The 15,413-nt window shown below is 38.6% G+C and carries 13 protein-coding genes and 1 riboswitch; of the genes, 8 read left to right on the top strand and 5 right to left on the bottom strand.

From position 1 onward, the window contains the following. Nucleotides 1–21: 21 nt before the first annotated feature. Nucleotides 22–687, top strand: a complete 666-nt coding sequence (locus H5161_RS09800; protein WP_165744837.1) for a TetR/AcrR family transcriptional regulator — start codon at nt 22–24, stop codon at nt 685–687. Between the two features lie 375 nt (nt 688–1,062). Continuing rightward, complete coding sequence (gene thiI / locus H5161_RS09805; protein ID WP_149602230.1) at nt 1,063–2,520, top strand: tRNA uracil 4-sulfurtransferase ThiI; 1,458 nt, start codon at nt 1,063–1,065, stop codon at nt 2,518–2,520. A gap of 25 nt (nt 2,521–2,545) precedes the next feature. Here thiI and H5161_RS09810 read toward each other — a convergent pair whose 3' ends face one another. Both H5161_RS09810 and H5161_RS09815 read right to left on the bottom strand, forming a co-directional pair. Beyond that, nucleotides 2,546–3,448 (bottom strand): ketopantoate reductase family protein, encoded by a 903-nt coding sequence (locus tag H5161_RS09810; protein WP_182769178.1) that lies wholly within the window; start codon nt 3,446–3,448, stop codon nt 2,546–2,548. Next, complete coding sequence (locus H5161_RS09815) at nt 3,441–3,794, bottom strand: VanZ family protein (protein ID WP_002958754.1); 354 nt, start codon at nt 3,792–3,794, stop codon at nt 3,441–3,443. Before H5161_RS09815 ends, H5161_RS09810 begins: the two co-directional genes overlap by 8 nt. Nucleotides 3,795–3,946: 152 nt before the next feature. Between H5161_RS09815 and H5161_RS09820 the strand changes: the two genes are divergently transcribed. From H5161_RS09820 to H5161_RS09830, 3 genes are all read left to right on the top strand, one after another. Then, nucleotides 3,947–4,429 carry a YajQ family cyclic di-GMP-binding protein gene (locus H5161_RS09820; RefSeq protein ID WP_002958753.1) on the top strand — a complete coding sequence of 161 codons (483 nt, stop codon included), beginning with the start codon at nt 3,947–3,949 and terminating at the stop codon, nt 4,427–4,429. Between the two features lie 188 nt (nt 4,430–4,617). Beyond that, entirely contained in the window at nt 4,618–5,412 is a 795-nt protein-coding gene (locus tag H5161_RS09825; RefSeq protein WP_024595949.1) for a hypothetical protein, read from the top strand. Between the two features lie 54 nt (nt 5,413–5,466). After that, nucleotides 5,467–5,651: riboswitch (cobalamin riboswitch) on the top strand. Between the two features lie 36 nt (nt 5,652–5,687). Then, nucleotides 5,688–7,532 carry a TonB-dependent receptor domain-containing protein gene (locus tag H5161_RS09830; protein ID WP_182769179.1) on the top strand — a complete coding sequence of 615 codons (1,845 nt, stop codon included), beginning with the start codon at nt 5,688–5,690 and terminating at the stop codon, nt 7,530–7,532. A gap of 77 nt (nt 7,533–7,609) precedes the next feature. Here H5161_RS09830 and msrA read toward each other — a convergent pair whose 3' ends face one another. The 3 genes from msrA to H5161_RS09845 all read right to left on the bottom strand — a co-directional run bounded on the left by msrA (nt 7,610) and on the right by H5161_RS09845 (nt 12,386). Beyond that, complete coding sequence (msrA, locus tag H5161_RS09835) at nt 7,610–8,146, bottom strand: peptide-methionine (S)-S-oxide reductase MsrA (RefSeq protein ID WP_024598602.1); 537 nt, start codon at nt 8,144–8,146, stop codon at nt 7,610–7,612. Nucleotides 8,147–8,231: 85 nt separating this feature from the next. Continuing rightward, the gene (locus H5161_RS09840) at nt 8,232–11,330 is read right to left on the bottom strand and encodes an efflux RND transporter permease subunit (RefSeq protein WP_182769180.1); all 3,099 of its coding nucleotides are present in this window, start codon (nt 11,328–11,330) and stop codon (nt 8,232–8,234) included. A 3-nt stretch (nt 11,331–11,333) separates the two neighbouring features. After that, the gene (locus H5161_RS09845; RefSeq protein WP_182769181.1) at nt 11,334–12,386 is read right to left on the bottom strand and encodes an efflux RND transporter periplasmic adaptor subunit; all 1,053 of its coding nucleotides are present in this window, start codon (nt 12,384–12,386) and stop codon (nt 11,334–11,336) included. A gap of 246 nt (nt 12,387–12,632) precedes the next feature. Here H5161_RS09845 and H5161_RS09850 point away from each other — a divergent pair, with 246 nt between their 5' ends. The 3 genes from H5161_RS09850 to H5161_RS09860 all read left to right on the top strand — a co-directional run bounded on the left by H5161_RS09850 (nt 12,633) and on the right by H5161_RS09860 (nt 15,411). Then, nucleotides 12,633–13,337 (top strand): DUF2982 domain-containing protein, encoded by a 705-nt coding sequence (locus tag H5161_RS09850; RefSeq protein ID WP_024596874.1) that lies wholly within the window; start codon nt 12,633–12,635, stop codon nt 13,335–13,337. A 22-nt stretch (nt 13,338–13,359) separates the two neighbouring features. Beyond that, nucleotides 13,360–13,692 carry a hypothetical protein gene (locus H5161_RS09855; RefSeq protein ID WP_182196456.1) on the top strand — a complete coding sequence of 111 codons (333 nt, stop codon included), beginning with the start codon at nt 13,360–13,362 and terminating at the stop codon, nt 13,690–13,692. A gap of 69 nt (nt 13,693–13,761) precedes the next feature. Continuing rightward, entirely contained in the window at nt 13,762–15,411 is a 1,650-nt protein-coding gene (locus H5161_RS09860) for a DUF1566 domain-containing protein (RefSeq protein ID WP_182769182.1), read from the top strand. Nucleotides 15,412–15,413: the final 2 nt, after the last annotated feature.

Genomic DNA, 15,413 nt, shown 5'->3' on the forward strand with positions numbered 1-15,413 from the left:
AGATAATTTGAGTATTAGCATATGAATACCAAGGATAAAATAATACACACCAGTATTTTGTTGTTTAACGAAAATGGTGAGCGTGCAATAACGACAAATCATATTGCATCAAACTTAGGGATGAGCCCGGGTAATCTTTATTATCATTTTAAAAATAAAGAAGACATTATCCGTCATATTTTTGCGCTGTATCGCGATCATTTAAATACTCACTTTAAACCTATTAATAAAGATGATGATGCATTTAATCATTTAACGGCTTATTTAGATTCGTTATTTGAATTAATGTGGCGTTACCATTTTTTTTACGACAATCTTGGCGATATACTCGCCAGAGACACTGAGCTAAAACAAGCTTACATTGATTTTCAGTTAGAGTTATTAGAGCAAGTTCGTAAAATTATTCTAGGTCTTCGCGATAGTGAAATGATTGCTATTGATGAGCAAGATGTCATTGATTTAGCCCATACACTAAAGTTAACTGTTAGTTTTTGGACGCCTTATATTAAGGCTCGTAGGCCAAGCGGTACCCTTGCTGAGCAAGATATATATCACGGTATTTTAAAAGTACTTACATTATTTAGAGCGTACAGTACCGATAAAAGTATCGATAAAATGAACCTGCTACGCGAAAAATACACCGAGTTAGCACAACAAGCCTTAGGGGCTGTGACCCTTCAAGATTAAAATTTTTCAATCTAGGAGCGATTAAATCGCGATGCGAGATTTGTAAGCCAGTAGGGTAACTGCTCCTGCGTTACCTTACTGACTAAATCTATGTAGGCAACAAAGAGTTAATTGCCCTAAGGCAGAATCCTTCGAGCAGCGTATGTTTAGCATTTATGCTACGTTATCGCCTATTTATAGGGAATAACCACGCTACATAGGCTCTGCCTTGCTAAAATACCAAACACACTGCTGCAAATTTAACCTCGAAAGATAAACAGGCCCTCGCGGTTGCTTAGTCGATAATTATTGGTTGTTTCCTAGACGCTGAATTTTTTGCTATAATCGCGCGCCAAATGCCTGGGAGCGCGAATTCCCGCAGTCTAAGAGTGAACTATGCTTAAATTTATCGTCAAACTACATCCTGAAATAGCCATCAAAAGCCGTTCGGTCCGTAAACGCTTTACTAAAGTGTTAGAAAATAACATTAAGATTGTATTGCGACGTCTTGACGAAAAAGTACAAGTAAGAAATAACTGGGATAATATTTCAGTTGTTACAAAGCTTGAAGATGCACAAGTTCGCCTTGATTTTATCGACAGCCTTAAACGCATACCTGGTATCGTTCAGTTTATTGAAGTAACTGAGACGCAATTTGAAACTCTCGATGATATCTATCAAAAAACAATAGCGTTAGTGGGTCACACAATTGTGGGTAAAACTTTTTGTGTGCGTGCTAAGCGTATAGGCCAACACGACTTTACCTCGACTGATTTAGAGCGTTATGTTGGTGGTGGGCTAAATCAACATATTGAAGGCGCAAGCGTTAAACTTAGCCGTCCAGAAGTAACAATACGCTTAGAAGTAAAAGACGATAAAGCTTATATTGTTTCGCAAACGCATTTTGGTATGGCGGGCTTTCCACTACCAACGCAAGAAGACGTGCTTTCGCTTATGTCGGGTGGTTTTGACTCTGGCGTAGCAAGTTACCAAATGATTCGTAAAGGCGCACGTACGCACTTTTTATTCTTTAATCTAGGTGGCGCAGCGCACGAGATTGGTGTTAAGCAAGCGAGCTATTTTTTATGGAAAAAATACAGCTCAACACATAAAGTTAAATTTATAACAGTTGATTTTGAACCTGTTGTTGCTGAAATTCTAGAAAACGTTGAAAACAGCCAAATGGGTGTTGTACTTAAACGTATGATGATGCGAGCAGGAAGTGTAGTGGCTGAAAAGTTAAACATTCAGGCGCTTGTCACTGGTGAAAGTATTGGCCAAGTATCTAGTCAAACATTAGCGAACTTAAGCGTGATTGACCGCGTTACTGAAACGCTTATTTTACGCCCGCTAATTCAAAATGATAAACAAGAAATTATTAATCTTGCTCGCCAAATTGGTACAGCTGAAATGGCTGAAACGATGCCTGAATATTGTGGTGTTATTTCTAAAAAACCGACAGTTAAAGCCAAAATTGAAGTAATAGAAGCCGAAGAAGAAAAGTTCGATTTTGATGTGCTAGATACCGTAGTAAATAACGCGCGCATAATGGATGTACGCGATATTGACGTAGAAGCAAAGCAAGAGCTAAAAGAGGCTGAGTCGGTTGCTGATTTACCTGCAGGCTCTGTAGTAATTGATATTCGCTCACCAGAAGAAGAAGAAGCTGCACCGCTTGCAATCGATGGTGTTGAAGTGGTGCATTTGCCGTTCTTCCGTTTGGCTACTAAGTTTGGTGATTTACCAAAAGACACTGACTACTATTTATATTGTGACAGAGGCGTAATGAGCCAACTACAGGCACTTATGCTGCACGAACAGGGCTTCGAAACTGTAAAAGTTTATCGCCCGTAAAGTTAAAAGCTTATATAAGCGTGGTTTATACCACGCTTTTTTTTGCCTGAATTTTGACTAACAACTCATCGTTGTAAGGCGTTGGAATACTGTAAAGTTTACCTTGTTGGCTAATATAGCCACATATAGCTGATATTTCAGTTTCTCTATTGTGAGCTATATCTTGCTGCATTGATGAGTAATTATTTGCGGTTAACTCCATTATTTTATAAGCGGTATTGAGAGCTTTAATTAATGGGATATTAAGCCCTTGAGCCTTTGCAATATTGCATGCTTCAGTGAGTGCATTAAAAATTATTGTATTGTACTTAGGTGCACGTAATTCGCCATTTTTTACATTACTTAAAGCGCTTAATGGATTAATGGCAATATTGACGAGTAGCTTTTCAAAACGAAGCTGCTGAATGTTATTAGTAAACTTTAGGTTGGGTATTACTTTAAAAATATCAGCTATTGGCGCACTATTTTGAAGTGCAAGCTCATTACAGCCACCAATAACGCTTTGTCCTTCACCTGTGTGTTGCACAATATATTGGTTTGATTTAAAGCCCGCTATGCTTGTCGTTAAAAAGTAGAGTGCTTGATGGGTGTTTAGCTGGTTATTTATCTCATCAACGTTGCCCATTCCATTGTGCGAAAGTACAACAGAGCAATGTGTTGGTAAAAATGGCTTTATTTGAGAAAACGCATCAAGCACTTGAAAAGCTTTAACGGTAAATAAAATTACATCAAATTCAGTTGCTTTATCTAGCTGATTTAATGAAATAAATTTAGCGTCAATTTTTTTTGATGCACCCTTACCTCTGCTGTAAAAGCGGGTGTTTGTTGGGTTTTTACGAGTTAAAACACTGACATTATGCGATGCGCTCAAAAAGTGGCTCAGCAATAAGCCAATAGCGCCATCGCCAACGATTAAAATATTAGCCATGTGGGTTCTTTTTTCGAGGTGTAAAAATTACTCTAAGTAAAAAGTAGCTTGCAGCACCTGCAAAATCAGCAAAAAAATCACCAAGTGATGCTTGCCTATAAGGTAGTGCGTCTTGCATTATTTCTATCGAGGCGCCATAGCCTGCTAATAAGAGTATTTGAGCATATAAAGGAAGCTTAAAAGCCTTATCCATTATTATGGCTAATATAAAAAAAATCCCAAAATGGGCGACTTTATCAACATGAGGGAATAAATTTACAACGCCACCTTTTATTTCTTTAGCAAATAAAAAGGTGAAAGCCACTATGCTGATTAAAAAAACTGCTTGATAAACACGCCTTGTCACGACAAATCCTAAAATCGCTTAAAAAAGAGGCGCAAGTATATCAAACTAATTTAGTATCGCACCTGAACAAGATGCAGAAAAATGTAAAGATTTATAATTTTAGCGTTATAATTGCCACATAAAATTAAGATTAAATAGTTAGGAGTATACTAATGCCTTCATTTGATATTGTATCTGAAGTAGAAATGAACGAAGCTAAAAATGCGGTTGATAACGCAAACCGTGAATTAGAGACTCGCTTTGATTTTAGAGGCGTTGATGCATCTATTGAGCTAAACGATAAAACAATTAAGCTTAAAGCAGAAGCTGACTCTCAAGTTATGCAGTTGTTCGATATTTTAGCGGGAAAAATTTCAAAGCGCGGTATGGATGTAGCTAGTTTAGAACTTCAAGATATTAGCCGTGCAGGAAAAAATGTATTTCGTAACGTTGGGTTAAAGCAAGGTATCGAAAAAGACATGGCCAAAAAAGTGGTTAAAGCCATTAAAGATTCAAAAGTTAAAGTACAAGCCGCTATTCAAGGCGAAGAAGTGCGTGTGACAGGTAAAAAGCGTGACGATCTTCAAGAGGCAATGCAGGTAGTACGCAGTGCCGATTTAGGTCAGCCTTTTCAGTTTAAAAACTTTCGTGACTAATTTATAAACTGTTTTTAATAAAAATGCTTTAATTTGTCTATATTTGCAGACAGATTAAAGCTACTTAATTTTTTACAACTTTCCCACCTTATCCTCTCGTAGTTCTGCATGTATTAATCCACCTTTTGATATTTAAGCTATTATATTTAATTGAATATAATAAAAATTTCACTCTAGAAGGTATTAAAATGAGACCCCATCAATTATTTCTGTTATTTGTTTTGCTTATATTTACCAAGCCAAGCTTATCAAAGCCAGTTGATATTGATGTATTGGTCGAAGATGGCTACTTTCCGATTATTATTAACGCGCAAAAAAAGCAGGGCTTTGCTCCTGAGTTTATTAATATTTTAAACGACGCACAGGAGGAATTTAACTTTATACTTATTTCTTTACCTGTAAAAAGGCTTACTTTGTCTGTTGAAAAAAATAACTTCGACGTTTTATTTTTAATGGCAATGCAATGGCTGCCAAAAACAACGCAGAAAAACATTGAAAAAACTGAATTTTATACCATCACCAAAAACGAGCTTTATACACTCAAAGAGAATGCATCAGAACAAACTTATTTTGACAATCTGGACAAATTAACCAAAGTTGGGGTTTTAGGGTATTCGTATCAATTTGCAGGATTTAATACAAATGCCGAATACTTGAGAGAAGAGCACCAGGTAAGCCTTACAATCGATGAATTCAATGTAGTTAAAATGCTGCTATTAAGGCGCGCTGAAGTCGGGGTTTTAAACAGTATTGCTTATCAGTATTTTAAAAAGCAGAATATCTTAAATATGGATTTACTATTTAAGAGTGACGTACCAGATGCAGTGTATGAAACACATTTTTTGATTAACTCACAATCAAATAAAATATCTAGTCGCAAAATGGATGAAATATTAAATTTACCTACTACACAAATGCAACTTCAGAAGCTACTTGATAAGTACGGTATTCCTTCAAGCTATAATAATACAGCACTGAACTGAAATAGCTTTTAGCTATATAGACGTCCATTGACATTTGTAAACAAAATGCTCACAATGACGGCATATTTTCAAGGTGCTTGCTAGCCACTTCATGTAATGATTTTTTTAGCAGGATAATCGGGAAGTTGGTGCGTTTTCATGATGACTACAAGCCCAACACTGCCCCCGCAACGGTAGAGTATTGCATGTTTTTATGTGCTTACTGAGTCCGGAGACCGGCCTTGATGCAATCTTACTTACTTAAATCTTTGCGGTGGGCAAAGGTAGGGGATCTCATGTTAAACAAAACAACTCTAGGCGTTGCAATTTCTGCTGCGCTTTCATTTTCTGTGTCTGGTGCAGAGCAATCAATTGAAAAAATAACCGTTACAGCTAATAAGTTTGAGCAATCAATTAACGACGTTTTAGTGAGTGTAAATGTTATTGAACGTGCTGAAATAGAAGCTAGTAACGTACGCGATTTACCTACACTTTTAAGCACGCGAGTGGGTTTTCAAGTTAATCCAAACGGTGGTTTTGGTCAAAATACAGGTGTGTCACTTCGTGGTACAGGCTCTGGCGATACGTTGATTTTAATTGACGGTGTACGTACAGGCTCAGCAACACTTGGTCAAAAAGCACTAAATAATGTCCCTTTAAATAGTATTGAACGCATAGAAATTATTAAAGGCTCTCGCGCGGCTGTTTATGGCTCTGATGCACTCGCTGGTGTTATTAATATTATTACGCGTGAGTCAGATAACTTATCCCTAAGCGCTACATTTGGTTCTGACTCTTATCAAAATTATCAAGTTGCAGGCTCTGTAAAATCAGATGATATAACAACAGCATTTAACGCAGGCTTTGAAAAAACAGATAACTTTGATGTATTGCAAGGCGTAGCACCTGATGAAGATGGCTATGAAAATAAAAACCTTGGGTTTAAAGTAAACTACACCGATGCACATTACGGCGACTTTAAGTTATTAGGCCAATACAGTGAAGGTTATGCAGATTACGACAGTAGCTTTAGCCCAGCAGATAGTACGATTGAACGAGATGACTTTAAAAACTATCAACTTTCTACAGGTTGGAGCAAAAACTACACTAACCAAACGCATAGTATTGATTTAGCGCTTTCAACAGATGATTCAGACAATACATATGTCGATTTTTCAGTTGGGCCAACAACAAGTACCTTTATAACTAAACGCACACAAATTGATTATAACGGGCAGTACCTGTTATCTAATGAACTTAACATTAGTGGTGGTATTAATTGGTACAACGATGATGTATCTCACAGTTCAACGCAGTATGATATGCAAGAGCGTGATGTATTAGCAGTATTTGTTGGGGCCTATTACAATGCTGAAAAAGTGTTAGTTAATTTAACAATTCGCCAAGACGATGATGAACAGTTTGGTGATGAAACAACATATACAGCCGCTGCGGGTTATCATTTATCTGAAGACGCCACGTTCCGTATAAGCCAAAGCACTGGTTTTAAAGCACCTACATTTAACGATTTATACTTTCCGGCTTTTCCTGGTTTTCCACCTTCATCTAATCCTGATTTAGAGCCTGAGAAATCATTAAATCAAGAGATTGGGTTAAATGTAGGTTTTGATATAGCAAGTATTGACGTTGCTATTTTTAGAAATGATATTGAAGATAAGATATCTTTAGATTCTAACTTTTTTCCTATCAACTTAAATGAAGCACGCTACGAAGGGGTTGAATTTAGCTTATCTCAGCAGTTTTTTGGTTTTGATAGCAACCTTAACTTTGCTTATTTAAGTGCAGAAGACGAAGAAACGGGCGCAGAGTTACGTAATGTTGCTAAACGCACATTTAACTGGGAACTTGCAAAACAGTTTGGTGCTTTTGATGCAAGGTTAGACATGCAATACCGTAGTGACCGAGAAGGTGCAGTAACGCGCTTAGGTTCTTACACGCTGTGGAATTTAGCGGGTAATTACCAAGTAAATGAACACATTGAGGTTTCGCTTCGTGTAGAAAACTTATTTGATAAAGAGTATAACGCGGTTGACTCAAACGCTGATTTTACAACGGGTCAAGTGTATTACTACAACACACCAGAGCGCCGCTTTTTTGCAGGCGCAAGTTACCAGTTTTAATCGCTTTCAATAGTTAAAGAGTAAAAAAGACAAAAGCCCGATTTAAATCGGGCTTTTTACTATGCGACTAAACTTAGTTACTCAGTTAAAAACTCTTTAAATACGGTTTCAAACTTATGTAATTTAGGTGCGATTAAAATACTGCAGTAACCCTGCTGTGGGTTTTCGTTATAGTAATCTTGATGGTAATGCTCTGCTGGATAGTATGTAGTAGCAGGGCTGACTTCTGTCACAATTGGCTCACTCACATGGCTTTGCAGTTGAGCTATCATTTCATTGGTTTGCTTTAGCTGAGCTTCATCGTGATAGTAAACAACGCTTCTATACTGTGTGCCTATGTCGTTACCTTGTCGATTCAGCTGTGTTGCATCATGCAAAGTGAAAAACATTGCCAGCAGTGTTTCAAAGCTAACGACAGTTGCGTCAAATTCAATCTTAACAACCTCAGCGTGCCCTGTTGTGCCAGAGCATACAGAATTATAGGTTGGGTCGTCGGTTTCGCCGCCTGTATAGCCAGAACTCACATCTAATACGCCATTTACACGTCTAAATGCAGCATCTATACACCAAAAACAGCCGCCACCAAATGTTGCTACTTGCGTTGTTGAGCTCATAAGTATTCCTAAAATGTATATGGAGTTTAAAGGCGAGCATAAATTGTATGCGCCGCAACAACAAGGTTACGGCGCAATAAAGAGATTAGATCTCTTCGAAAGGTTTTTCAGCAGCTTGTTTATTCAGCTTTTGTTGTAAAAACTCAGGTGACTGAGTATTTCTCGACAGAGCATAATACGCAGCAGGTACAACAAAAAGAGTCAGCAGGGTAGATACAATAACCCCTGTAAACACAACTACACCAATTACCATACGACTTTCTGCACCAGGCCCAGAGGCGAGTACCAATGGTACTGAACTCATAACGGTTGTTAGTGAGGTCATTATTATTGGGCGAAGGCGCTGGGTAGCTGCTTGTAGTATTGCTTCACTAAACTCAACGCCTTTATCGCGTAATTGGTTAGTAAATTCTACAATCAAAATACCATTTTTAGCACTTAAGCCTATGAGCATGACAATACCTATTTGGCTGTAAATATTTAAGGTAAGTCCTGTAGCCCAAAGCCCAAACATAGCGCCCATTAAACCAAGCGGTACGGTAAGCATAATTACAAACGGGTGCATAAAGCTTTCAAACTGCGCAGCAAGTACTAAAAAGGTAACGGTGAGTGCAAGTATAAATACGTAGGTCATCGCTGATGCGCCTTCGTAATAAAGCTGCGATTCACCTTTGTAATCTACTGCGCCATCTATATCGTTTTCCTCAGCGGCTACCTCGTTTAAAAAGTTAAGCGCTTGCTCAAGTGTATAACCATCGGCTAAGTTGGCGCTTAATGTAATTGCGCGCATACGGTTGTAACGGTTTAAGCGTGAGGCTGTTGCTTCTTCTTTTAAGCTGATGAGGCTATCAAGTGGGACTAGTTCACCGCTTCGTGATTTAAGATATATATTTGAAATGTCAGTAGGGTTAGTAAAGTCTTCTTTAGTCCCTTTTAAAATTACATCGTATTCTTCACCACGGTCAATAAAGGTTGTAACACGGCGCTGGCCAAGCATTGTTTCAAGTGTACGGCCTACATCAGATACAGAAACGCCTAAATCAGCGGCCTTGTTTTTATCTATGCTGACTAAAAACTGCGGGAAGGTTTCTTTATAATCATGATCGATTCTTACTAAACCTGGGTTTTGCTCGGCACGCTTAATTATACGGTCACGCCAATCGGCAAGCTGAGCGTAATCATTACCTTGCAATACAAACTCAATAGGGCGAGATGAACCACCACCGCCAATACCACGGCGCATAATGGCAAATGCACGAACATCGGTAACTTCTTGCATTTTACCGCTTATTTCATCCATTACTTCCCACGTTGAGCGTTTGCGCTTATCCCAATCGGCCATACCAACAATCGCAACACCGCCGCTGCCACCCCAGCCAGGCACTCGAACAAGTACGCGACTTAGCTCACCCGCTTGCGAGTAAGGCATTAAACGCTCTTCAATTTTAGCCATATTAGCGGCGTTATTTTCGTAACTTGCGCCTTCTGGGCCGCTCATCATGATAAAGAATGTGCCACGATCTTCTTTTGGCGTTAGCTCAGAAGGAACTTGTAAAAACAACGAGTAACTAACAAAGCCAGCTAATAATAGGCTCACCATTAAACCCCATTTACGGGTTATGTTGGTGGAGAGTGAATTACGGTAACTTACTTCAATTTTAGTAAACTGGCGGTCCATCCATTGACTAAATTTATTTGGTTTGTCTGATACTTTAAGTACTTTAGAACACAAGGCTGGAGCGAGAGTCAGCGCTGTAACACTTGAGAAAAATACGGCAGCACTTACCGCCATTGCAAACTCAGTAAATAATGCCCCTATACGGCCATCCATAAACACCAATGGCACAAACACCGATATTAGTACAAGCGTGGTTGCGACAATGGCAAAACCAACTTCACGCGCACCTCTATATGCAGCTAGTAATGGCGGCTCACCCAGTTCAATACGACGGTGAATGTTTTCAAGCATTACAATGGCATCATCTACTACTAAACCAATGGCCAGTACTAAGGCAAGTAAAGTGAGTAAGTTAATTGAGTAGCCCATTGCCAACAAAAACATAAAGCTACCAACAAGTGCGACCGGTACGGTGACCGCAGGGATAAGCGTTGCTCGTATATTGCCTAAAAACAAAAATATAACGAGTACGACTAAACCCATAGAGATGGCAAGTGTGCTGTAAACTTCACTAATTGATTCTTTAATAAATACAGACGAATCGTAGCTGTCTTGAATTGTGGTGCCTTCAGGTAGGTTACGTTTGATTTTTTCAAGTTCACTGCGTGCGTTATCTACTACGGTAAGCGTGTTTGCTTTAGCTTGTTTTACAATTCCTAGGCCAATCATGTTGCGCCCGTTACCACGAAATAAGCTTTCGTCATCGGCAGCTTCTAATTTTACGTCGGCAACTTCACCTAAACGCACTAAATAACCTTCTTCACCACGTTTAATAACAAGGTTTTTAAAATCGCGCTGATCTTTATAACTACGTGCAGTACGCACGGTAAAGTCGCGATCTATTGATTCTATTTCACCGGCAGGTAGTTCAACGTTTTCTGTACGAAGTGTATTTTCAATATCGCTTGAGGTAATACCACGAGCAGCCATTGCTTGGCGGTTTAGCCAAATTTTCATTGCGTATTGACGCTCACCACCAATACGTACGTTAGATACGCCGTCTACCACGGCTAAACGGTCAACAATAAAACGCTGCGCGTAATCAGATAACTGTAACGAGTCCATTGTTTCGCTGTTTAATACAAACCATGCGATTGGGCTTTCATCACTATTTGATTTAGACACTTCTGGCGGGCGTACCTGATCAGGCAAACTATCAAGTGCACGTGCTACCCGTTCGCGTACATCGTTAGATGCAGCGTCTATATCGCGGTTAATATCAAACTCAATGGTAATGTTTGAGCGCCCATTACGGCTCGAAGAGTTAATACTTTTAATACCTTCAATACCGGAAATTCGATTTTCTATTATTTGCGTTATTTTGGTTTCTATAATTTCGGCAGAAGCACCTGTGTATTCAGTGCTGATATTTACTATTGGCGTTTCAATATCAGGGTACTCACGAAGTGGCAGCATAGTAAATGCAACCAGACCAAAAGTAAGAAGTAGTAAATTAATTACTATGGCAAAAACGGGGCGTTTAACGCTAGTATCAGTAATTTTCACGTATTACCCCTTTACGTTTACTTTACTACCAGAGCGAATTTTTATTAGCCCTTCAGTAACAATTTGCTCGCCATCATTTAAACCTTCATCGATAGCAACCCAGCCATTATTTCTGCCGGCTACATGTACTTCAACTCGATTAGCTATTCCGTCTTGAATTTGAAAAACAAAGTGTTTGTCTTGTAAAGGGATTACGGCTTTTTCAGGTACCATTAATGCTTGATTACTACTTAGCTCAAGAGCCGTGTTAAGTAGCATACCAGGGCGAAGTAATCCTGATTTATTAGCAAAACTTGCAGTTACTTCAACACTACGTGTTACCGAATCAATACGCGAGCTAATATGCGTTACCTTGCCGTTAAATGTCTGCCCTGGGTAGGCATCGTTTTGGGTAAGTACTTTCATACCTATGTTTAATTGTGCTAAATATTTTTCAGGTACTTTGAAGTCAACTTTAATAATACTAATATCATCAAGTGTGGTTATTATTGTTGTGTTGCTTACGTAGGCGCCAACTGATATTTCACGCTTACCTAACAGGCCTGAAAATGGCGCGGTAATAGTCATTTCATTTAACTTTGTTTTAGCGCTTTCTAGTTGAGCTTCAGTGGCATCAACACGAGATAATTGTTCTTCAAGTAATGACTTTGCCGTTGATTGCGAGCGTGAAAGTTCGGTAAGGCGATCTAACTGGCGTTTTTCCTCACGTAAGTTAATACCGAGTTCTTTAACTGCAAGTTGCTCTTGTTGGCTTTGTAACTGTACTAATTTTTGTCCTTTACTGACTAAGTCGCCATCTTTAAAATATATATCTGTGACATAATCGTTTTGCGCACTTTTTATATAAATAGCTTGGTTTGCACGTGCACTACCGATGGCCTCTATCATCACTGCGTTTTCCTCAGAAGTAACAGTATGAGCCGTTACTTGGGTAGACATTTGTGATGAATCGGCTTGTTCGCCGTGGCTAGCGGGTAAATATAAATAAACGCTAAATATTAGAAGTAACGTAATAATAAATGGAAAAAGTGCTTTACCTGATTGTCTTGAGTACATTGATTTCATACCTGAAAATGAATTGTAAGTATTGTACGAAATAAGACCGAGAAAAGGCGGTTATGTGTCTCATAAATTTGTGCGTTAAGCGTAAAAGTAAATAAGATTTATTCATTGTTCCTATTTTGTTGAGGAAAAAGCGGTAATGTATGAAATTTAAAACTAGCTGTAACTTATGTATAACAACAAGAAAGGTCATAATTTGGGGCATTATTATGTTTGTTTTTTATATGGTGTTTTACCGATATGGATAAATCTGACAATGTCATTAAGTTTCGGGCACAGGGCGCGCGAAACGCAATTGAGGCGATTGTTGTAGGTGCTATAGGCTTAGTCTTTATTATGTTATTTAATTTACTGAGGCCGGGTGAGATTAGCATACTTGAAATATTTTTAGTGAGCTTGTGCCTTGTGGCTATTTTTATTGGATTTTTAAAATCTCAAGAACCATACCATAGCCTTATATTAAGCGAATCTGAGCTCGTTTATTGCCACAAGTACGGAGCTTGGTGTATGCCTCATAGTAACTTTCATCACAGTGGAATACCCAAAGTAGAAGATGGCTTTGACTATTTAGAATTAAATGCGGTTGGCGTTAAGGTAAATGATATAGACGACTTTTTATCAAGCATAGCGCCTAGAATTGCAGGGAAATTATTAATAGAGCAGCGTAATTTATTTATGCAAGTTGTTCAAAAACATTGCAAAAATGGCAATTGCCCATCAGAATGGTTAATAGAAGATACACATTACACATCCCATAAAGGGATAAGCTATACTGGGCTTATAGCCATGTTTGCTAATAGAACTAAGCACCTTCAGCAGCTAACAGGTTACGATTTATTATTGCCTGCCAGCGTGTTAGATAGAGATATTTGGGCATTTAGTGCTAACTTAAATAAGTGGAAGCGCGAGCCGAGTCAGTTTATAGCGTCGCAGCTTAGTAATTAAGTTACGACTGTAGGAAAGAAAAATGAGTCAAGAGAGAGCCTTTTTAAAAAGTGGTCGAAACACCATAATACATAAAGATAAAAAGCATGATTTAGTGATTGTAAACTCTGAAATTCATCCTCGAATTAAAGTAACGCAACATGGTCTGGAGCCATTTAAAGAAGAATTACCTAAAAACCGCCGTGATGCAAAAGAGCGTTATTTAGAAATGGTTTATGTAAGTAGCGCTGATATATTTGGCGAAGAAAAGCAGTTGCTGTTTATTCAAGCTCTAGACGGGCGTGAATACAAAATAGATTACAGTAAAATCGGTACGAAGTTGTTTGTACGTATTCATCAAGACACATATATGTAGTACTTTAATGGCATCTTTATTGCTAGTGATTACACTATAGTAATTATTTGACATAATAAGGTGCTGCGTATGAAAGCGTTTGCTTTAATCCCCCTCATTTCGTGTGGTTTACTGAGTGCGTGTGGAGGCGGTGGCGGTGATATCGATAATACAGTTGTTGAAACGTCTGTTAATGCTGGAGCCGATTTACAAATTATCGAAAAATCTGAATTTACCATCACAGCACAAGGTTCCCCCGCTGATGGTACTTTTTCATGGCAACAAGTTAGTGGCCCAAGCATAGAAGGTTTCCCCCTTGAAGGCGCTGAGCAAACACTTACTGCACCTGACGTAAAAACTGATAGTGAAATAATATTAAGAGTGAGCTATCAAAGTACAGGTAGTAGCGCTGTTAGTGACGACATTTCTATTTCAGTGAGCTCTAATAACCAACTACCTCTTGCTGTTGTTACACAAACATCTCCTGAAACACTTCCCTCTGTATACAAAGATACAGTGACTTTGAGTGCCCTAGAGTCGAGCGATCCTGATGATAATGGTCAAATTGATAGTTATTTGTGGCAATTGCTATCGGGTCCTGATTTAGATATTGAGAGTTTTAATGAATCAACTCTTAGCTTTTCTCATCCATTACTTGAAAGCAACGTGAATTTATCTTGGCAGCTAACTGTCACTGATGATGAAGGTGGCGAGGCGAGCACTCAATATTCAATGACACTCAACAAAACAAATGAGTTAGTAGATGCAAATGCAGGCGCAGATCAAAATGTCGAAGAGTTTGAGCAAGTAACGCTTGATGCTACAAATAGCGAAACCGTTACCGATACCTATAAGTGTGAATGGCAACAACTTACCGGTAATAGCGAAACATTAAGCAATAGCGACCAATGTATAACGACATTTTTTGCCTCAGATGTTGATACTGAGTCTACATTGAGCTTTGAAGTCACGGTAACCGACTCAAAAGGACGCACCGATACAGACTCTTTATTTGTTGATGTATCACCCAAAGCACTTGGACTCATCAACGATAGTGGTGTTGGTGAGTGTTATAACAATGCTCAACGTATTAATTGTGAGAGTGATGACTTTCCAGCGCAAGATGCAGAGCTTGGACGCGATAGCTATGCAAACCGCTTAGATAAAGTTGGCAAAGGTAATTTAGCGTTTGATTACACTAAACTTAATGAGTTTGCTGATGAAGTTGGTGATGATAGTAGTGACTTTACCTGTATACGCGATAATGTTACTGGGCTTGTATGGGAGGTGAAAAGTGTGGCATCTGGCACGGTACCAAATACTTCGTTACGTGATGGTCAAAATCATTACTTTTGGGATGTAGGGAATACGACTTTTACCGATACCAGTACAGCCAATTCAACGTGTCCGGACAATACAAGTTGTGGAGTACAAAGTTATATAAACGAAGTTAATGATTTAGATTTTTGTGGTGGTACAAACTGGCGATTACCTACTTATACAGAGCTTTTGGGCTTAATTGATTACGGTAAACAAGGGCAAAGTATATTAATTGATGAGGCATTTTTTCCTAATATGCCAAGTGAAAGTGCATTAAGCCATTTACGTTACTGGACCTCACAAACAGCAGCTGATGGTACCAGTTTATCTCAAGCGTATATCATTGATATGAGTGATGGTAACGACCTTGCTTATCCAAAAGAAAATACTGCTTATGTACGTTTAGTTAGAAGTCGTTAGGA

It is taken from the genome of Pseudoalteromonas sp. SG43-5 (assembly GCF_014164345.1).
Lineage (GTDB): Bacteria > Pseudomonadota > Gammaproteobacteria > Enterobacterales > Alteromonadaceae > Pseudoalteromonas > Pseudoalteromonas distincta.